Source organism: Aequorivita vitellina, assembly GCF_022008365.1.
GTDB classification, from domain to species: domain Bacteria; phylum Bacteroidota; class Bacteroidia; order Flavobacteriales; family Flavobacteriaceae; genus Aequorivita; species Aequorivita vitellina.
Window position 1 is genome coordinate 1 of the sequence record NZ_JAIRBA010000005.1, and the last position, 19,058, is coordinate 19,058.

General features: G+C 36.6%; 21 protein-coding genes. 9 read left to right on the forward strand and 12 right to left on the reverse strand.

The window, feature by feature from the left end; translation table 11 throughout:
* Together K8089_RS03655 and K8089_RS03660 are read left to right on the forward strand one after the other, a co-directional pair.
* Positions 1 to 198: hypothetical protein (locus K8089_RS03655; RefSeq protein WP_237601923.1), on the forward strand; the 198-nt coding region annotated here is incomplete at its 5' end.
* A 47-nt stretch (positions 199 to 245) separates the two neighbouring features.
* Positions 246 to 404 carry a hypothetical protein gene (locus K8089_RS03660; RefSeq protein WP_237601924.1) on the forward strand — a complete coding sequence of 53 codons (159 nt, stop codon included), beginning with the start codon at positions 246 to 248 and terminating at the stop codon, positions 402 to 404.
* Here K8089_RS03660 and K8089_RS03665 read toward each other — a convergent pair.
* The 7 genes from K8089_RS03665 to K8089_RS03695 all read right to left on the reverse strand — a co-directional run bounded on the left by K8089_RS03665 (position 401) and on the right by K8089_RS03695 (position 6,380).
* Positions 401 to 676: an ATP-dependent Clp protease adaptor ClpS gene (locus K8089_RS03665; RefSeq protein ID WP_237601925.1), complete on the reverse strand. Its 276-nt coding sequence runs from the start codon at positions 674 to 676 to the stop codon at positions 401 to 403. The two genes, K8089_RS03660 and K8089_RS03665, sit on opposite strands and share 4 nt — an antisense overlap.
* Before the next feature lie 51 nt (positions 677 to 727).
* Entirely contained in the window at positions 728 to 1,561 is an 834-nt protein-coding gene (prmA, locus tag K8089_RS03670; RefSeq protein WP_237601926.1) for a 50S ribosomal protein L11 methyltransferase, read from the reverse strand.
* 63 nt (positions 1,562 to 1,624) lie between these two features.
* Positions 1,625 to 2,380 (reverse strand): triose-phosphate isomerase, encoded by a 756-nt coding sequence (gene tpiA, locus K8089_RS03675; RefSeq protein ID WP_237601927.1) that lies wholly within the window; start codon positions 2,378 to 2,380, stop codon positions 1,625 to 1,627.
* A 59-nt stretch (positions 2,381 to 2,439) separates the two neighbouring features.
* Positions 2,440 to 2,919 carry a TlpA family protein disulfide reductase gene (locus K8089_RS03680; RefSeq protein ID WP_237601928.1) on the reverse strand — a complete coding sequence of 160 codons (480 nt, stop codon included), beginning with the start codon at positions 2,917 to 2,919 and terminating at the stop codon, positions 2,440 to 2,442.
* Positions 2,920 to 2,985: 66 nt separating this feature from the next.
* Positions 2,986 to 4,062 (reverse strand): ABC transporter permease, encoded by a 1,077-nt coding sequence (locus K8089_RS03685; RefSeq protein WP_237601929.1) that lies wholly within the window; start codon positions 4,060 to 4,062, stop codon positions 2,986 to 2,988.
* Positions 4,063 to 4,100: 38 nt separating this feature from the next.
* Positions 4,101 to 5,813: a BT_3928 family protein gene (locus tag K8089_RS03690; protein ID WP_237601930.1), complete on the reverse strand. Its 1,713-nt coding sequence runs from the start codon at positions 5,811 to 5,813 to the stop codon at positions 4,101 to 4,103.
* A 12-nt stretch (positions 5,814 to 5,825) separates the two neighbouring features.
* The gene (locus K8089_RS03695; RefSeq protein ID WP_237602074.1) at positions 5,826 to 6,380 is read right to left on the reverse strand and encodes a DUF1599 domain-containing protein; all 555 of its coding nucleotides are present in this window, start codon (positions 6,378 to 6,380) and stop codon (positions 5,826 to 5,828) included.
* Between the two features lie 114 nt (positions 6,381 to 6,494).
* Here K8089_RS03695 and folP point away from each other — a divergent pair, with 114 nt between their 5' ends.
* Together folP and K8089_RS03705 are read left to right on the forward strand one after the other, a co-directional pair.
* Positions 6,495 to 7,340 (forward strand): dihydropteroate synthase, encoded by an 846-nt coding sequence (folP, locus tag K8089_RS03700; protein WP_237601931.1) that lies wholly within the window; start codon positions 6,495 to 6,497, stop codon positions 7,338 to 7,340.
* Positions 7,341 to 7,389: 49 nt separating this feature from the next.
* Positions 7,390 to 8,163: a diadenylate cyclase gene (locus K8089_RS03705; RefSeq protein ID WP_237601932.1), complete on the forward strand. Its 774-nt coding sequence runs from the start codon at positions 7,390 to 7,392 to the stop codon at positions 8,161 to 8,163.
* A gap of 2 nt (positions 8,164 to 8,165) precedes the next feature.
* Here K8089_RS03705 and K8089_RS03710 read toward each other — a convergent pair whose 3' ends face one another.
* Positions 8,166 to 9,932 (reverse strand): ABC transporter ATP-binding protein, encoded by a 1,767-nt coding sequence (locus K8089_RS03710; RefSeq protein WP_237601933.1) that lies wholly within the window; start codon positions 9,930 to 9,932, stop codon positions 8,166 to 8,168.
* 151 nt (positions 9,933 to 10,083) lie between these two features.
* The gene (truA, locus tag K8089_RS03715) at positions 10,084 to 10,836 is read right to left on the reverse strand and encodes a tRNA pseudouridine(38-40) synthase TruA (RefSeq protein WP_237601934.1); all 753 of its coding nucleotides are present in this window, start codon (positions 10,834 to 10,836) and stop codon (positions 10,084 to 10,086) included.
* Between the two features lie 105 nt (positions 10,837 to 10,941).
* On the opposite strand from truA, the gene K8089_RS03720 reads away from it, so the two are divergent.
* Complete coding sequence (locus K8089_RS03720) at positions 10,942 to 11,433, forward strand: metallophosphoesterase family protein (RefSeq protein ID WP_237601935.1); 492 nt, start codon at positions 10,942 to 10,944, stop codon at positions 11,431 to 11,433.
* Between the two features lie 129 nt (positions 11,434 to 11,562).
* On the opposite strand, the gene K8089_RS03725 is transcribed toward K8089_RS03720, so the two are convergent.
* Positions 11,563 to 11,973 carry a DUF4293 family protein gene (locus tag K8089_RS03725; RefSeq protein WP_237601936.1) on the reverse strand — a complete coding sequence of 137 codons (411 nt, stop codon included), beginning with the start codon at positions 11,971 to 11,973 and terminating at the stop codon, positions 11,563 to 11,565.
* A 202-nt stretch (positions 11,974 to 12,175) separates the two neighbouring features.
* Here K8089_RS03725 and rho point away from each other — a divergent pair, with 202 nt between their 5' ends.
* Positions 12,176 to 13,915, forward strand: coding sequence for a transcription termination factor Rho (rho, locus tag K8089_RS03730; RefSeq protein WP_237601937.1), 1,740 nt, complete (start codon positions 12,176 to 12,178; stop codon positions 13,913 to 13,915).
* Positions 13,916 to 14,155: 240 nt separating this feature from the next.
* Here rho and K8089_RS03735 read toward each other — a convergent pair whose 3' ends face one another.
* Positions 14,156 to 15,001, reverse strand: coding sequence for a T9SS type A sorting domain-containing protein (locus K8089_RS03735; protein ID WP_237601938.1), 846 nt, complete (start codon positions 14,999 to 15,001; stop codon positions 14,156 to 14,158).
* A gap of 250 nt (positions 15,002 to 15,251) precedes the next feature.
* On the opposite strand from K8089_RS03735, the gene K8089_RS03740 reads away from it, so the two are divergent.
* Positions 15,252 to 16,985, forward strand: a complete 1,734-nt coding sequence (locus tag K8089_RS03740) for a M14 family metallopeptidase (RefSeq protein WP_237601939.1) — start codon at positions 15,252 to 15,254, stop codon at positions 16,983 to 16,985.
* On the opposite strand, the gene K8089_RS03745 is transcribed toward K8089_RS03740, so the two are convergent.
* Positions 16,947 to 17,576: an NUDIX hydrolase gene (locus tag K8089_RS03745; protein ID WP_237601940.1), complete on the reverse strand. Its 630-nt coding sequence runs from the start codon at positions 17,574 to 17,576 to the stop codon at positions 16,947 to 16,949. The two genes, K8089_RS03740 and K8089_RS03745, sit on opposite strands and share 39 nt — an antisense overlap.
* 7 nt (positions 17,577 to 17,583) lie before the next feature.
* Between K8089_RS03745 and pyrE the strand changes: the two genes are divergently transcribed.
* Both pyrE and K8089_RS03755 read left to right on the forward strand, forming a co-directional pair.
* Positions 17,584 to 18,225: an orotate phosphoribosyltransferase gene (gene pyrE, locus K8089_RS03750; protein ID WP_237601941.1), complete on the forward strand. Its 642-nt coding sequence runs from the start codon at positions 17,584 to 17,586 to the stop codon at positions 18,223 to 18,225.
* 51 nt (positions 18,226 to 18,276) lie between these two features.
* The gene (locus tag K8089_RS03755) at positions 18,277 to 19,032 is read left to right on the forward strand and encodes a hypothetical protein (protein ID WP_237601942.1); all 756 of its coding nucleotides are present in this window, start codon (positions 18,277 to 18,279) and stop codon (positions 19,030 to 19,032) included.
* Positions 19,033 to 19,058: the final 26 nt, after the last annotated feature.

Here is a 19,058-nt window from a genome sequence, read left to right on the forward strand (position 1 = left end):
TCTTCCATACAGGGCTTGCTTTCATGGCATGAAGATACGAAATTTATGCTGATTGACCATGAAAAAAGGCTGCCCTTTTTAGACAGCCTCTTTTTATTAAAAGACGAGAGGTTTACAGAATCAATTTTTATTAATTCTAGCAAGCTCACAAATAAAAAACCACGTTTCCCGAACGTGGTTTTTTATGGAAATATTTAGAATCTTTTATTTCCTTTTTCCTAATTTAGAGTTTATAAAACTAATATATGACTAAGATAGTAAAAGACTCCGATAACGATAAAGAAAGAGATTACATTTTTCAAGACAATAAAAAAACCCGCTTTGGAGCAGGTTTTATCATTACTGTTCTTATTGTTTTAATTATCGCCGTAATTCTCTCTGCAATATATTTTGACTGGTATTAAATTATTTCGGCGCTTAATCCTGCTTCCAAAAGCATGCTACAACGCGGTTTTAAATCGCTAAACTCTCCCGTCTTTACGGTGCATTTTCCTTTGTAATGTACAATTATGGAACACTGCTCTGCCTGTTCTGGCGTGTGTTCGCAGGCAAAAATTAAGCTGTTTATAACATGGTCGAAGGTGTTTACGTCGTCATTGTAAAGTACAATTTCATTAAGCTTGCCTTCTTCAACATCTACCGATACATCTTCCTGGATTTTCTCTTTAGTACTCAAAACACAATAATTCTAAATTTATTAATTTGGGTTATCGACTATTCGTATTTACTAAATTACGAATTTTGCAGCAACCCATTGATTTTTTTCTTTATTTTCAACGAAATTGAATCCCAGATTATTGCAAGCATCCGTTATAATTGGTAAATCTTTTACATAAAAACCACTTAAATAAAGCACTCCGCCCTCACGCATACATTTTCTATAACTTTCCATATCATTCAACAAAATGTTTCTGTTAATGTTGGCAATGATAACATCGTATTTTTTTCCGGAAAGCAAGGAAGCATCGCCCAAAAAAACGGAAATATTTTTACAATTATTTCTTTCAATATTTTCAATTGAATTTTCATAGCACCATTCGTCAATATCTATAGCATCAAGATTTGTAGCGCCGCGCATTTCGGCCAAAATTGCCAAAACAGCCGTTCCGCAACCCATATCGAGCACTGTTTTGTCTTCAAAATCATTCTCCAAAATAAACTGAAGCATCATAAAAGTAGTTTCGTGATGCCCCGTGCCGAAAGACATTTTTGGCTCGATTACAATTTCATATTCAAAATTTTTATTTGGATGAAAGGGTGCGCGCACCGTACATTTTCCATCCACTTCAATTGGATCAAAATTTTTCTCCCATTCCGAATTCCAGTTTACTTGGGCTATTTCCGAAGTAGTAAATTCAATTTTGAATTCATCCGATTTTAAAATATTTATATGGTCTAAAATATCTTTATTCCACTCGTCTTTTTGAATATAAGCGGTAACACCCTCTTCATTTTCCACAAAACTTTCAAAACCCGCATAGCCTAATTCGGCAATCAGGATTTCGATGCCGGGTTGAAGCGGACTTATTTTAAAATTGTATTCAATATATATTTGCGACATACTATTCAATTATTTAAAACAAAACGCTTGTGCAATTCTGTTTTGCTTAAATTTTGATGCTATTTATTTTTTAAAAGCATTGATTATTTTCATAAAGCTTTCAACTTTCAACGAAGCGCCGCCAATAAGGCCGCCATCTACGTCTGTTTGTTCAAAAATTTCAGCCGCATTGTCTGGCTTCACGCTGCCGCCGTACAGAATAGAAACTTTATCAGCTATTTCCTTTGAATAGTTTTCGGCAATGGTTTTTCGAATAAATTTGTGCATTTCCTGCGCTTGTTCGGGGCTGGCGGTTTCGCCCGTACCAATTGCCCAAACGGGTTCGTAGGCAATAATTATATTTTGCCAAGATTCATCTGAAACATGGAAAATACCTTCAGTAAGCTGTGTTTTTATTAGCTCGAAGTGCTTTCCGTTCTTTCGGTCTTCCAATTCTTCACCGATACAGAAAATAATAGTCATTTCGTTTTCGAGCGCTGTATTAACCTTTTCAGCAAGCGTGGCGTTGTCTTCCATAAAATAAGCGCGACGCTCACTATGCCCTAAAATAACGGTATTTGCACCAATGCTTTTTAACATTTTTGCCGAAATCTCGCCCGTAAAGGCCCCTTCGTTACTTTGATGCATATTCTGCCCAGCTACCGTTACTGGATGTTCGCGCAAAGAATTAAACGCATGGTTTAAACTTGTAAAAGGTGGCGCTATCATGATAACTATATTTTCAGGAAACACCTGTTTTTTCAGATCAACCAAAAACATTTCGGTTTCTGCTATATCGTTATTCATTTTCCAGTTTCCTGCTACTATTTTTTTTCTCATAGTCATGCTCGTATTTCGACTCCACTCAATATAAACTTCAGCGGGTATCTTTTTTAATATTAGTTATTCAGTTCTTTCAAAAGGTTATCGTCATTTGTTTCAATAGCCTTGTATAGGCTTATTTCGCCTTCAGGATTTACTATTATATACCTCGGAATCCAGTCTAAATCTATCGAAGAACAAAATGCGCCCTTCCAACCTGCGGGTATAAAATAGTTTTCGCCAATAACACCGTACTTTTCAATTCCGTGTTTCCAACTTTCAATTTCTTTATCTAAAGAAAGAAACAAAAATACAACTTCGGGATTTTCCTTTTTAAGGTTTTGCACCTTCGGCATCCCCTCAATACAATCTTTGCACCAACTTGCCCAAACGTCTATTAAAACGGTTTTGCCTTTGTATTTATGAAGTATTTCTGAAAAGCGAATTTCAGTATTATCTTCGGAAAGAAAAACTTCATTTAACGCCGCCTCAGAAAAAGTTTTTTGCTGCGCCTGCGCGAATGTTACAATTAGAAGTAGTGTTATTAATATTTTCATGAATTTAGATTGTTTGTACTGTTGATACCTTTGCAAATTTACTCAATACTGTATACCGAACACGGATCACTGTCTACTAATTTTGGGGTCCAGCCAACCGTAAATTATGTCTACCAATATATTGATTACAATAAACAGCGCAGCAATTACAATTACAGCACCCATAATTACAGGCAAATCCAGCGTATTTAATGCGTTTACAATTTCCTTTCCCAAACCGTTCCATCCAAAAATGTATTCCACAAAAACGGCTCCGGCAAGCATACTTGCAAACCAACCAGAAATTGCCGTTACAACTGGGTTTAGCGAATTTTTAAGTGCGTGTTTTTTTATTATTTGATAAAAAGATAAGCCTTTTGCCTTCGCCGTTCTAATATAATCTTGATTTAAAACTTCGAGCAGTGAGTTGCGCATTAATTGGCTAACAACAGCCAGCGGACGAATGCCCAAAACGATGGCGGGAAGTATCAAATTTTTCCATTGAATATACTTTCCGTTGCCGAAATCGTCTACCGCGTACAGGCTTCCAGTCATGTTTAAATCTGTGTACTCGTGAAGCAAAAACCCAAAAATCCACGCGAAGATAATTGCGCTAAAAAATGAAGGCACACTCATTCCTAAAGTGCTGACTAATTGAATTGCTTTATCAATAAATCCATCTTTAAAAAGCACCGAAATTATTCCGAGGAAAACGCCTATAACCATTGCAATAATAATAGCAGAGACTGCGAGGATAAATGTATTCGGAAGGGTTTCCGCAATTACGGCACTCACTTCCTTTCCGTTCTTTTGAAACGACTCGCGCAAGTAAGGTGTTTTAAGAACCACGGTTGTATTTCCTATGGTAAATAATTTTGTGGCGTTGTATTTTCCCTCTGCCAAATAAGTATAATCATCTGGGTTTTTACTGTGAAATGAAATAAGCGACAAGTCGTTTAAATACCGAACATATTGTATTGAGACAGGTTGGTCAAACCCGTATTTCTTTTTTACGACAGCCAGTTGCTCTGCGGTTTCGTTTTGGCCGAGCATCATACGCGCTGGATCACCGGGAAGGATTGTAAACAGCAGAAAAATAACGGTTACAACCCCAAACAAGGTGAGCAATGCATAACCCAATTTTTGAAGGATGTAGCCTAACACAATTTATTCTTTAATTATTAATAATTTTTATTGGCTCGCTACTCCTTAATTTGCTCCATTGTTCGTGGCTCGTAAACAAAGTCGTCACCAAAAAGAATTTTGGCGTATGCTTCGATGGTTTCTTCAAAACCCGCATCTTTTCGTCGTTCATTTACATTTTCGGGGTCTTCAATTGGCCAAATAAACGAGCCTCTTGCATCGTCATAACTCATCCCTTGCGTGCCGTAAATTTGTGGTTTTCCATCCATCATTAAATAGCGATCTTCCATCATTGCGGCCGAAGTTTTAGGAATTTCACCCGCTTCCGCAGCGCGCTTTACGAGCGGCAAATAAAGCGGGATTTTGTCGGGGTTGTGCTGCAAAACATTCCACGCCACTAGACTGGATTCTTCACCAACCACAGATTTTCCAGGATATCCATTTTCAATAAAATATTTTTCAACAAAAATCATGTTTACACTATCCAAAACGTTTTGCATTTTTGCCAAATCGCCACTGTATTCAGCTTCGGAAAGCCCCATTTTTTCACCCAAAGTTTTTCGCTCTTCCAAAGATTTTGTTTGCATCAACAAACGGTATCGTTGGTCCTGCGCACCAATACTGTCTAAACGTTGTTTCAATGAAAGATCTAATTTTGGCTTCGCACTTTCAACCACTGGAAGTTGAATTTTTTCTGCATCGTTCCAGTGAAGTTTTTGTTTTATAGTTCCATTATCCAATTCTAAAATTCCCGGATTACTTCGAACTATGGTTTTTAGCGTGGTTTCATCACAGAAATAAAACTTAAAATTGAGCTTGTATTCTTCAACCAAAGCTTCAGTCATTTCTTGCGATGAAGCCGAAAGACCAATTACATTATAACCGTTTTTAAGAGCTCTATCGGTAATTTCTTTTATAGGAATATAGCCGTCCTTCTCGGTATTTCCGAGGCTGTACGCAATAATTACTACAAGATTTTCTTCGGCTAAAAATTGCGAAGTATAATCTTCGCCGTCGCGTTCCATCGTAAAATCGTGGATTGGCGGGGTGTAACCTTCTTGAATCATTTCGGTATCGGTACTTATCAATTCGCCGTCAACCTGCGGGTATTCACCGTTTGTAATAATAACTTTTTCTTCGCCGTTAATATTGAATTTCCACTTGTATTCATAAATTGGTCCAGGTGCATTTTCAGGAACCGTCATCCCTTCTCTAATGTTGGCACCAATTTTATACGGACGAAAATCTACAATAGGAAGGTGCAATAATACGTAATAGGTAACGCCCAAACAGCCTATAAATGCTACGAAAATAAAGATGCTTCGCAGTTCTTTTGTAAAAAACGGTTGAATGTATTTTCGCCCAATAAAGAGAATCAAAATTAAAACGAGCAGAATAACATCTTTGGTAAAAGACTCCCACGGCGTAAGTTTTATGGCATCTCCAAAACATCCGCAATCGGTGACTTTATTGAAGTAGGCCGAATAAAACGTGAGAAATGTGAAAAACACAATCATTAACAACAATGCCCACAGCGTTGCCTTTTTAAGATAGCCCAATAGCAATGCAACTCCCACCAATACTTCAAAAATCACTAAAAAAACTGCAATTAATAAAGCGTACGGAACCAAAAAACCAAGGTCTAATACTTCGGGTGCGAAGTAATCTTTCAACTTAAAAGAAAACCCAACGGGATCGTTCAGCTTTATCAACCCGCTGATTATAAAAAGTGCACCAACAATTATTCTAGATATTCCTACTAATATTTTCATTCTCTTTTTTCTTTATTCTTTATTTTCTTTTCTTACTTCCAAATGTATCAAAGCAAACACCGCGTAATTAACCATATCCTGATAATTAGCGTCAATGCCTTCGGAAACTAATGTTTTACCGCTATTGTTTTCAATTTGCTTTACGCGAAGCAATTTCTGAAGAATTAAATCTGTCAACGAACTCACCCGCATATCCCGCCACGCTTCGCCGTAATCGTGATTTTTGTCCATCATTAATTGCTTGGTTAAAGCTACGTGCTCATCGTAAAGTTGCGTCGCTTCCTCCACAGAAAGATCGGGCTGCTCCACTACTCCTTTTTCTATTTGAATAAGCGCCATAATTGAATAATTTACGATGCCAATAAATTCACTGGTTTCATCTTCGGCAATTTTTTGATTGGCATTTTGTTGCAAACCGCGAATGCGTTGCGCCTTTATAAAAATTTGGTCGGTTAACGACGGAAGCCGAAGAATGCGCCAAGCACTTCCGTAATCGTGCATTTTATTGATAAACAGCGCCCTACATTTTTCTATCTGGTCGTTGTATTGATTTGAAGTGTCTACCATTACTGAATTGTAAGATTTTGCGTAAATTTCGCTTAAATAGTTCAAAGTTCAAAGTTGAACGCTTAAAGTTATTTGCCAAACAGCACATTGGCTAAAAGTTTTTCAATTTTAAAAGTGAAAAAAATTAAAAAATTGCAGACCCTCAATTGCCGCGGCAAGCTCATAGACCTCTCCGTGCCCAAAGTAATAGGCATCATTAACGTTACTACAGACTCGTTTTACGACGGCGGAAAAACGATTGCCGAAACTGAAATTTTAAAGCAAGCCGAAAAAATGCTTTCGGAAGGCGCCACCTTTTTAGATATTGGCGGTTACAGCACGCGACCAAGTGCCAGTGAAATTTCAGAAATCGAAGAAATACGAAGAGTTGTTAACGCAACCGAAATTATTTTGAAAAATTTTCCTGAAGCGTTAATTTCCGTGGACACCTTTAGAAGTGAAGTTGCAAAAAAAGCAATTGAAACTGGAGCAGCAATTGTAAACGATGTTTCGGGTGGCACATTAGATGCCGAAATGTATAAAACCGTTGCCAAATTGAAAGTGCCGTACATTTTAATGCACATGCGCGGAACACCACAAACAATGGCAAAACTAACCGAATACAAGAATGTAACTATTGAAGTTTTAAAAGATTTAGCTGAAAAAATAGCCCGCGCCCGCGCCGAAGGCATAAGCGATATTATTGCCGATCCAGGTTTCGGTTTTGCAAAAACGCGCCAACAAAGTTTTCAAGTTTTAAATAATCTTGAACTTTTTCAAAACTTAGAAATTCCAGTTTTAGCGGGCATTTCGCGAAAATCGATGATTTATAAAACTTTGGAAACTTCGGCCGAAAACGCTTTAAACGGAACAACTTCACTAAACACAATAGCCCTTTTAAAAGGCGCGTCTATTTTAAGAGTGCACGATGTAAAGGAAGCTGTTGATTGTGTAAAATTGTTTGAAATGCTAAAATCGTGACAACAATCCATTAAAAATTTTAAAGTACTTTTACAAAAAAACGCACCTTTTGGATTTTCTCGACATTCGAATAATAGATATGGTAGACATTGTGCTAGTAGCATTTCTACTCTATTATCTCTATAATTTAGTAAAAGGCACCGTGGCCATAAATATTTTAGTGGGAATTATTATTGTTTACGCAATTTACGTTTTTACCGAACTTTTAGAAATGCAACTGCTAAGTAAGATTCTTGGAGGCTTTTTGGGCGTTGGAATGTTCGCGTTGGTAGTGGTTTTTCAACCGGAAATTAGGAAGTTTCTTTTAATGTTGGGCTCTACAAATTTTAATGCACGACGCAGATTTTTAAAGCAATTTAAATTTTCAGGAGGTGATAATACCCTTAAAATGAATGTGGACGGAATAATTGCTGCCTGCAAAAAAATGTCTAGTACAAACACAGGCGCCCTAATTGTTCTACAACGAAATAATAGTCTCGATTTTGTAAAAAACACAGGAGACGAAATGAATCTTGAAGTAAACCAACCTATTATTGAAAGTATATTTTTTAAGAATAGTCCGTTGCACGACGGCGCAATGATTATTGAAGAAAATAGAATTACCGCAACACGTGTTATTTTACCAGTTTCAAACGATAGAAAAATTCCTTTACGCTTCGGACTTCGGCATCGGGCAGCCGTTGGTATTACTGAAAAAACCGATGCGCTGTGCTTAGTTGTATCAGAAGAAAACGGACAGATTTCCTATTTAAAAGATGGTGATTTCGTGCTATATGAAAACATCGAAGAACTTTCCAAAATTTTGAAAAAGGATTTAAGTTAGCCTCAAATAGCTTCTTCTGCCATAAATTGCACTTCGTATAAATTTCTGTAAAAACCGTTTTCCAGTTTAAGCAATTCTTTGTGTGTGCCTTCTTCCACGATTTTCCCTGTATCCATTACAATAATTTTATTGGCTTTTTTAATGGTTGCCAAACGGTGAGCAATTACAATAGAAGTTCGGTCTTTGGTAATTTTATCTGTGGCTGTCTGAATCAATTCTTCCGAATAAGTATCTACTGAAGAAGTAGCTTCGTCTAAAATTAAAATACTGGGTTTGCTAACATAAGCGCGCAAAAACGAAATAAGCTGTCGCTGTCCGGAAGAAAGCATACTACCGCGTTCCTTTACATTATAATGGTATCCGCCGGGGAGGGTAGCGATAAATTTGTGGACGCCAATTTCCTTTGCAGCCGCAATTACTTCTTCTTCAGAAATGTCGGGATTGCCAAGGGTAATATTGTTTAAAATAGTATCGGCAAACAGGAAAACGTCTTGCAGCACCACCGCTATCTGACTGCGAAGTGATTCTAATTTATAATCTTTTATTGAAATGGTATCAATTGTAATTTCGCCGCTATTTATTTCGTAAAAACGATTCAAAAGATTGATAATCGTACTTTTACCAGCTCCCGTGGCTCCAACAATTGCAATGGTTTCGCCTGGGTTTACATGAAATGAAATTCCTTTAATAACTTCTTCATCTTCGTTATATCCAAAATGAACATCCTTAAACGCAATTTCGCCTTTGGTGCTAGTGTATTCCACATTACCCATATCGGCAATATGTGCTTTTGTATCGAGAATTGCAAAAACCCGATTTGCAGCAACCATCCCCATTTGCAGGGTATTAAACTTATCTGCAATCTGCCGAAGAGGTCTAAAAAGCATTTCGGTATATTGAATAAAAGCAACAACAATACCCAAGGTTATTGCTCCGCCACTAATAACATTTAAACCACCGTACCAAACCAACAAACCTGTGGCTACAGCACCCGTCATCTCGGCGATTGGAAAGAAAATAGAGTTGTACCAAACTGTTTTTATCCACGCTTTTCTATGGTCTTTATTTATTTCCTGAAAACGTTCGTATTCCGTCTTTTCACGTGTAAAAATCTGCACTATTTTCATCCCTGTAATGCGTTCTTGCACAAATGTATTTAAGTTGGCTACTTGGTTGCGAACGTCTTCAAAAGCAACCTTCATCGCTTTCTGAAAAACGCGGGTTGCGTATAAAATAAATGGTAATACTATAAAAACTATTAACGACAACTGCCAGCTTTGATAAAGCATAAATCCAGCAATTACAAGCATTTTTAAAAGGTCGCTAATTATCATAAACAGGCCTTCGCTAAAAATGCTGGAAATAGTTTCTACATCGTTAACCGCGCGGGTTGTCAATCTTCCCACGGCGCTTTTATCGAAGTATTTCATTCTAAAACTCATCATTAAACGAAAGAGTTTTTGACGCAAATCACGGATTACACTTTGCCCAAGAAAGTTGGTGTAAAAAATAAAAGCGAATTGAAAAATAACCTCTAAAAAAAGTACAATCAACATTAAGATGATGTACTTCATAAACCCTTCGCCATCCTTTGGAACCATAGAATTATCGATGGCAAGCTCTAATAAATAAGGGCGCAACACAGCAAGCCCAGACATAATAATTGCTGCAAATGCTACAAAATAAAATATCAAGCTATACGGCTTTGTAAAAGCCAATAACCGCTTAAAAAGCTTAAAATCGAATGCGTTGCCTGTTTTTTCTGACACGATTTTTTATTAATTCGTTAAATGGTGATTCGTTTATTTGTTGATTTATAATTTAGAGTTTATCGCCCAGGAATTGAAGCAAACTTATCTATTTTCTTTCCACTTTCCACTTTCCTCTTATCTCTTTCTTCTTTCCTCTTTTCTCCCTCCCCTATTCTCTTTTTAAAAAAACCGACTCAGGATAAACAACCTTGTTTAAATACAAGCCGTGGGCAGGAGCCGAAGCACCCGCTTTTTCTCTGCTTTTACTATTTAGTATTGCTTTAAAATCTTCAATAGTAGCTTTTCCGTAGCCCACATCTAATAGCGTTCCAACGACGGCACGCACCATATTTCGGAGAAAACGATCTGCCGCAATGGTAAAAATAAGTTTATTATTTTCAGCTTCCCAATGAGCTTTCACAATTGTGCAATTGTACGTTTTTACATCGGTATTGGAGCGAGAAAAGCATTGAAAATCTCTATGATGTAATAACAACCTCGCAGCTTCATTCATCAAAGCTACATTGGGTTTGTTGTTTATTTGAAACGCAAAATCCTGTAAAAAAGGATCTTTACCCAGTGTAATAATGTATTCGTATTCGCGTTCAACCGCATCAAAACGTGCGTGTGCATCTTCTTTTACTTCAAAAATATTTTTTACTGAAATATCCTTTGGAAGAAACGAATTTATTCTAAAAATTAATTTTTCGTAATTTTCAATTTCATCAAAATCAAAATGTGCAAAAAGCTGCTTTGCGTGCACCCCGGTATCGGTTCTTCCTGCGCCCATAAGTTTTAACTCCTTCCGAAGCAAAGTAGAGAGGGTTTCTTCTAAAACCTGTTGTACACTAATTTGCTCCGGCTGGCGCTGCCACCCAAAATAATTTTTTCCGTTGTAGGCTATTTCAATAAAATACCGCAATTGATTTTTTTTTTCAGAATCGACAAAATTACAATTTACCCACCAGCATTTGTGTTATAACTTTGAAAAACTTAATACCTTCGCCAAACAACAACTCCTCTTATTTTGAAAAAAATTCTGCTCTTAAGCGACACCCACAGTTATATAGATGAAAAAATTTTGCATTACGTAAAACAAGCCGATGAAGTTTGGCATGCGGGCGATATTGGCGATCTTTCGGTTACCGATGCCATCAAAAAACTCAAGCCACTTCGCGCTGTTTACGGCAATATTGACGATGCCAAGGCCAGAATGGAGTTTCCGTTGCACAATCGTTTTATGTGCGAAAAAGTTGATGTTTGGATTACACACATTGGCGGCTACCCTGGAAAATACAACCCTGCAATCCGGCAGGAAATTTATGCGAATCCGCCAAAAATATTTATTTGCGGTCACTCGCATATTTTAAAAGTGATGCCCGATAAAACCACCGGATTGCTACATATGAATCCCGGCGCCGTTGGCAAACACGGTTTTCAAAAAGTGCGAACTATGCTGCGTTTTGAAATTGACGGCGAAAAAATACAGAGTTTAGAAGTTATTGAATTTGGGAAATAAACACAGCGTAGTTCTTGCATCTGCTCAAACACCGGTCCTTGAGCGCAGCCGAAATAACTCGCTCAAAAACCAAAAAACCCCCAAAGTTGGCATACTCCGGGGGTCTTGCACTAATATACCAAGATTGGTTTAACGTAAACGATCAACAGATTTTACAAGGTCCTCATCCTTTTTAATGGCCTTGTTGGCCAGCACTAAAAATACGATAGAAATGATAGGAAGGAGCACCCCAATACCCTTCTCTGAAACTAAAGTTTCTCCGGATAACGTGAGCGATCTGTAAACGAAAACTCCTAGTAATACAAAATTTGATATTATATTTAAACGGTTAATTACAAATTGTGTTTGCCGTTTTTTAAAACTTAAAATTGAAATAATTGCCAGCGCAATTGAAATAAAAATCAAACCCAAAACCAACGGCTCACGACGGTCTATTATTACCGTTCCGTCTTCGCCTAAAATAATAGGAAACCACATAAATAACGCGCCCATAATTAGGGCCGATACAATTAAATAAATAGTTTGAATACGCTGAATCATTATGCAAAAACTTGAATGCGCAGCAAAAATACAGTTTCTTTTTAAAAAAAATAACAGTACTTTTTAATTTATTATTGTATTATTGCAGTAACAATACGTAACCAACTCAATAAAGGTTACTTAGTCTTCGAAAAACTTTCAACGTACTTTTCTTCTTAATAAGGAACACATTAGTATCAACTTTAACTACAGTATTTTATACATGTTTGAAATTTCAGAATTAAAAAACAAAAAGCTTCCTGAACTTCAGGATATAGCCAAAGAGCTTAATGTGCCGAAATATCGCACACAAAAAAAATTAGACTTGGTCTATCAAATTCTCGACTATCAAGCTGCCAATCCCAAGGCAGTCAAAGCGGTTATAAAAGCAGACGCGGCTTCATCCGAAACAAAAGAGGAAAAAACGCCTGCTACTCCAGACAATCGCAATAAAGACCAAAAACAGCGCTCTCAAAAAAGCGATGGTAGAAACAAAAAAACACAGTCACAAAAGCCACAGTCACAAAAACAAAATCACGACAAAAAAAGTGACGATAGCAAAAAAGATAGTGACGACAAAAAAAACGTGAGCAACAAACGTACAAACAGCGATAAGGGCGGGAAGAGCGACAAAACCGACAGAAAGGATAACGATAAAAAAGCGCAACACCAAAAATCTGGTTCTAACAGCAACGACAACCGACAGAAAAATCAGCGTAGCGATAGTTCTAATTCCGATAACCGTCAAAAACATCAAAGCCATAAACACAAAGATGGCAACACACAGGACAATAGAAATAATGGCAATAAAGATTCGCGCAATCGTTACAGAGAGCCCGATTACGAATTTGACGGCATAATTGAAAGCGAAGGCGTACTAGATATTATGCAGGACGGCTACGGCTTTCTTCGCTCTAGTGATTACAATTATTTATCGTCGCCAGATGATATTTATGTTTCGCAATCGCAGATTCGTCTTTTTGGTTTAAAAACGGGCGACACGGTTTTAGGCGAAGTACGCCCCCCAAAAGAAGGCGAAAAATACTTCCCATTAATTAAAGTGGTTAAAATAAATGGTTTAAACCCAAATGTTGTACGCGACCGTGTTTCATTTGAGCATTTAACGCCGCTTTTTCCGCAAGAAAAATTCAATATTGCAGATAAGCAAAGTACTATTTCAACACGAATTATAGATCTATTTGCGCCTATAGGTAAAGGGCAACGTGGTATGATTGTTTCGCAACCAAAAACGGGTAAAACCATGTTGCTGAAGGATATTGCAAATGCAATTGCAGCCAATCACCCCGAAGTGTACCAAATTGTTCTTTTAATAGATGAACGACCCGAAGAAGTTACAGATATGCAACGCAACGTTCGTGGCGAAGTTGTAGCTTCAACTTTTGATAAAGAAGCAACCGAGCATGTTCGCGTGGCAAACTTAGTTATCGATAAAGCAAAAAGACTTGTAGAATGTGGTCACGATGTGGTAATTCTACTAGACTCTATAACGCGTTTGGCGAGAGCTTACAATACAGTACAGCCTGCAAGCGGTAAAATATTAAGTGGTGGTGTAGATGCAAATGCCTTGCACAAACCAAAACGTTTCTTTGGTGCTGCACGTAATATTGAAAACGGTGGTTCTTTAAGTATAATCGCTACCGCTTTAACTGAAACTGGTTCTAAAATGGACGAGGTTATTTTTGAAGAATTTAAAGGAACCGGTAACATGGAACTTCAATTGGATAGAAAAATTTCTAACCGAAGAATTTTCCCTGCAATCGACCTTACTTCTTCGAGTACACGTCGAGATGATTTATTACTTGATGAAAACACCATTCAACGTATGTGGGTGCTGCGCAAATACCTTGCAGATATGAACCCGGTAGAAGCGATGGAATTCATAAACGATCGTATTAAACAAACTAGAAACAACGAAGAGTTTTTAATTTCTATGAACGGGTAAAACGTTTTAAATTATACTAATTAAAAAAAGTCCTTTAAGCAGTTGTTTAAAGGACTTTTTTATGCTTTACAGCTTTTGCAGAAAAAGATTATCTCGCAAAAAACATAAAATATACAACTAGAATATACCGCTTGATAAGTACTTGCCTAAGCCGTAATATTTCAAAAAAAAAGCAACAAAAAAGCCCCAATCTTTCAATTGAGGCTTTTTAAAAATTATTTTCTTTAAAAGAATATGCAATTACTGCTTAATAACTTTTTGAGTATAAGTACCCATGTTAGTTACTAGGTTAAGAAAGTATACACCTGGAGCAATTCCAGAAACATTCATAACACCGTTAGAAAGAGTAACACCAGTTGTTTTTCCTAAAATGCTTACTAAAGAAGAACTTTCAACAACAACATTTGATGGAAGTTTTACATTTAGTACATCCGTAGCTGGGCTTGGGTAAATAGCTACTTTATCTGCTAAGTTTTCACCAACAGAAAGTGCATCGTCTATTACTAAGTCAATAACATGCTTAGAATCTGGGAATCCAATATCAGCAACCGGAGTTGGGCTATTAAGAGAACAAGCTACAGATGCTAAGTATGAAGTATAAGTTTCAGTCTCAGCAGTACCTAGGTAGAATGCAGTAGTTTGACCATCTGCTTCAAATATAACAGCAACAATGTTTGAGTCTTGGTTTGCTGCAGCTGGAGTGTCAAATTCAGCTCTTACTAAGGTGCCAATCATTCCTGAATCTACGGTAATTTCACCAGTTGCAAGTGGTGTAGGTAAGTTAGTTACATCAAATCCTGTTGGAAATGCAACTTCATCAAAAATCATAACTTCCAAACCAGTTGTTCCAGTGGCGCTACCAACGTAAAATTCAATACCAGTTAAAGATACATTACCAGTTACGCCACCTTCAGCCAAGTTATAACTTCTCATGTAATAGTTGTCGCCAGTTGTTCCAGCTCCAGAATCGCCACATGCCACTCCAGCATCGGTAATAGCACCAGATGTTTGCGTTAATACCATTTCTTGTGCGCTAACCGCGAAAGATGTTGCCAAAGCAAACATCATTAAAGTAATTTTTTTCATTTTGTAATTTTAAAATATTATTAATTAATTGCTCCAAAGCTAATAATAACGGGCGATAAGAAAAACTCATTTCATCCACCTCCACACTTTTAAAACAGAAAAAAAGTATAAACGATTAATCCCAAATCAATTATACTTTTTGAAACTTCTTACTTTAACTTTTAATTAGGATATTTTTAAGTGTTTTCGCCTTAAATATTTTCGGAAATCAATAAAATAGAAGTCTATCTTTGTCTAAATTTTACAAGTTATGAAGTCTTTTTCACTACTATTCGTTTTTTTTTCAATTTTTACCTTGCACTCGCAGCAGGCACTACAGTTCGAAAAATCTGATGGAACACAAACGCAAACCTATACACACACTATTAATTTTTATAAAGAGCTTGCAGCTAAGCATGTGTCAATTTCAATATTGGAAATAGGTGAAACAGACAACGGATTTCCCTTACACTTAATCGTTTATAATTCAGATAACAGGGAATATTCTAAAAATACAACCTCTTTGCCGAAGAACGGTAAAAATGTGTTATTAATTAACAACGGCATACATCCCGGCGAACCTGATGGAATTGACGCAACCATGTTGTTATTTCGCGATTATGCAGAAGGTAAAATTGCTTCGCCCAAAAATACAATTATAACCACTATACCTATCTATAATATTGGTGGGGCTTTAAATAGAAATAGCACGTCACGCACGAATCAAAACGGTCCAGAAGAATACGGGTTTCGCGGAAACGCTCGCAATTACGATTTAAATAGAGATTTTATAAAAGCCGATACTAAAAATGCACGTGCCTTTACCAAAATTTTTCATTGGTTAAACCCTGAACTATTTATTGACAACCACGTAAGCAACGGTGCAGACTATCAATATACACTCACTCATTTATTTACACAGCACGATAAATTAGGTGGCGCGTTGGGCAATTATCTACACACTTCGTTTACGCCTCAATTAGAAGATTCGCTGCATATAAAAAACTGGGATATTACGCCTTATGTAAATGTTTTTAATCAAGTGCCCGAGCACGGTTTTAAACAATTTTTAGACTCCCCGCGCTATGCGAGCGGTTACACCACCTTATTTAACACGTTGGGTTTAACAGTAGAAACACACATGTTAAAACCATATAAACAACGGGTTGATGGCACCTATCAATTAATGAAAAGCTTTATAAACATCGCCGATAAAGATGCCGAAAAAATAAAGTCACTTCGAAGACACGCAGTCGAAAATTATACGGTTGGGAGTTATTATCCACTTTCGTGGGAAGTAGATTCAACAAAAACTTCAACTTTAATATTTAAAGGTTTTGAAGGCGAAATGATACCGAGCAAAATTACGGGCGCAAAGCGTTTAAAGTACTTTAGAGATAAACCGTTTACAAAAAATGTAACGTACTATAATTACTTTAAGGCCACAGATTCAGTAAAAATTCCTTCGGCTTATATTATTCCGAAAGGATATTGGCATGTAATTGATCTATTAAAGTTAAATAAAATTGAATTCACAGAAATTGAACAAGACACCACCATTACAGCTGAAGTTTATAAAATTAAAAACTTCGAAACCGTAAAAAACCCTTACGAAGGTCACTACTTACACTACAATACCCAAGTAACAAAAAATACTGAAAAGGTAGCCGTAAACAAAGGTGATGTTTTAGTGAAAACGCAGCAAGCAGGCGTTCGCTATTTACTGGAAACGTTAGAACCATCAGCTCCTGACTCATTTTTTAACTGGAACTTTTTCGACGCAATTCTTCAGCAAAAAGAAGGTTTTTCGCCTTACATTTGGGAAGATCTAGCCGAAAAGTTTTTAAAGGAAAACCCAAAAATCAACAACGAATTTAAAAACAAAAAACGCACAGACTCAAACTTTGCAAACAATTGGTATTTGCAATTAGACTGGATTCATAAACAATCGCCATATTACGAAAAATCACACCTCAGATACCCTATCGTTCGGGTGGGTGGTTAAATATTCCTTCGGGAAAAGAAGCTTTATATTTTCGTAAGAATCCTGCAATGCTTTTTGCGATTTTTCAAAATCTTTCCACCGTACTTTTTTTATTCCTTCCTCTGGTTCAGGAACGAGCGGACCTTCGTAATCGCTAAACATTTCATACCAATAGGTAATTTTCAGTCTAAATTTATTATTGCGGGTAAATACGTGATACGTTGTTTTAAGAAAGTCGCGAATTTCTAAATCTTGCACTCCAGTTTCTTCAATCACTTCTCGTATAGCCGCTTCGCGATGGGTTTCACCTTTTTCAATTTTACCCTTTGGAAGATCCCACTTTTTGTTTCGGCGAATAAAAAGAATTTCCTTTTTGCTATTGTAAACCAATCCGCCAGCCGCCTCCACCACTTTTATTTTTTTCCGAAGAAAGCGTTCCAGTTTCTCGGCGTTTTTATGGTAAAGGTTCACGTACAGCAGCTCGCCGTTATTTATCTTTTTTATCAATTTTTTAAAGCGCGCTTGCTTTAAGGGAATGGTTGTGTAGTGCTCACCAATATTTTTCTCGGTGGAAAGAATAATGGGAATTTCTTTTACAAAAACTTTATACATTTGCACAATGATATTAAATAAAGAAACGGCACAGGAAACCGCGGCATTATTACTGCAAATTAATGCAATTAAATTACAACCACAAAACCCTTTTACTTGGGCTTCTGGATGGAAATCTCCCATTTATTGCGATAATCGCATAACGCTCTCTTACCCCGCCATACGAAATTACATTCGTGAAAATTTAGCCAAACAAATTGAAGAAATCTATGGAAAGCCCGATATGATTGCCGGCGTGGCAACAGGAGCCATTGGAATGGGCGTTTTAGTAGCCGAATATTTAAACGTCCCCTTTTGTTATGTTCGCCCTGAAGCAAAAAGCCATGGACGCCAAAATAAAATTGAAGGATTTTTACAACCCAATGCAAATGTAGTGGTTGTTGAAGACCTAATTAGCACCGGAAAAAGTAGCTTAATGGCCGTTGAAGCTTTAAAAGAAGCCAATGCAAACGTTAAAGGAATGATGGCTATTTTTAGTTACGGTTTTAAGGTTTCGGAAGAAAATTTTAAAAAGGCTAATGTTACTTTAAACACCTTAAGCAATTACGAGATTTTGCTAGAAGAGGCAGAGAAATCTAAATACATTTATGCTAAAGAAGTAAAACTACTTGCCGAATGGCGCAATAATCCTGAAACCTGGGGGAAATAGTATTCAGCATTCAGTAACAGTAAGCAGCAGTTGGCATTAATTTTGAAACGATTGATAAAAAACATTATTTTAATCCTAGTTGTTTTACTTTCTTCTATTTGCGCTGCGCAAGATTTCGAATTAAGGGCAACGCCCTACGTAAAATGTAAAATTGTTTATAAAGACAATTCTTCAGAAAAAGGATTTTTGCGATTTGCCAGTTCAGCCTTTTCACCACAATTCAAAAAAGATGAAAATGAAAAGTCTAAAAAAATAGACTTTGAGCTGATCGAAAAAATTATAAGCAATCCAGATACTGAAAACGAAAGAATCTTTCAATATTTAAACCATAATTATAATAAATTCAAGATTTTTGTTGAATTGATATATAGTGATGTTTTAAGCATTTATATAAGTTCTACTGATTCTGACGACCTCTTCTATTCCGATTTTGATAGACAAAATATTCGCGAGATGATGGACCAAGCCAAGTTTGAAGGACTATCAGGATTCACAAAACGTCTTAAAATGTCTGATACTTTAAACTTGCCCAATGGAAAAAAAATTAAGCTCCCCATAAAATATTTATATTATTACAATTTAAATTACGGTATAGCAAGTGGTACTAGGGCAAAACTCAATTATTATCTTATGAAGAATGATAGCCAAATATTATACAAAGTGGAAAAAAACAAACGCTTTATAAGAAAATCCATAGAGCTTTTTAATGATTGCCCGACCCTTCTAAATGATTTGAAACAAGACAAGATTAATCTCTTCAACTTAGCAAAATTCATTGAGTATTATAAGGATGAATGTGGTAATTGAAACAGAATACTGTTTACCGTCCATTC

What these genes read in the sequence shown, in the direction of transcription:
- K8089_RS03660 (WP_237601924.1), top strand. Translation starts at nt 246, where the DNA reads ATGACTAAGATAGTAAAAGACTCCGATAACGATAAAGAAAGAGATTAC.
- prmA (WP_237601926.1), bottom strand. Translation starts at nt 1,561, where the DNA reads ATGTCGCAAATATATATTGAATACAATTTTAAAATAAGTCCGCTTCAA.
- tpiA (WP_237601927.1), bottom strand. Translation starts at nt 2,380, where the DNA reads ATGAGAAAAAAAATAGTAGCAGGAAACTGGAAAATGAATAACGATATA.
- K8089_RS03680 (WP_237601928.1), bottom strand. Translation starts at nt 2,919, where the DNA reads ATGAAAATATTAATAACACTACTTCTAATTGTAACATTCGCGCAGGCG.
- K8089_RS03690 (WP_237601930.1), bottom strand. Translation starts at nt 5,813, where the DNA reads ATGAAAATATTAGTAGGAATATCTAGAATAATTGTTGGTGCACTTTTT.
- K8089_RS03695 (WP_237602074.1), bottom strand. Translation starts at nt 6,380, where the DNA reads ATGGTAGACACTTCAAATCAATACAACGACCAGATAGAAAAATGTAGG.
- K8089_RS03725 (WP_237601936.1), bottom strand. Translation starts at nt 11,973, where the DNA reads ATGATTCAGCGTATTCAAACTATTTATTTAATTGTATCGGCCCTAATT.
- rho (WP_237601937.1), top strand. Translation starts at nt 12,176, where the DNA reads ATGTTTGAAATTTCAGAATTAAAAAACAAAAAGCTTCCTGAACTTCAG.
- K8089_RS03735 (WP_237601938.1), bottom strand. Translation starts at nt 15,001, where the DNA reads ATGAAAAAAATTACTTTAATGATGTTTGCTTTGGCAACATCTTTCGCG.
- K8089_RS03740 (WP_237601939.1), top strand. Translation starts at nt 15,252, where the DNA reads ATGAAGTCTTTTTCACTACTATTCGTTTTTTTTTCAATTTTTACCTTG.
- K8089_RS03745 (WP_237601940.1), bottom strand. Translation starts at nt 17,576, where the DNA reads ATGTATAAAGTTTTTGTAAAAGAAATTCCCATTATTCTTTCCACCGAG.
- pyrE (WP_237601941.1), top strand. Translation starts at nt 17,584, where the DNA reads ATGATATTAAATAAAGAAACGGCACAGGAAACCGCGGCATTATTACTG.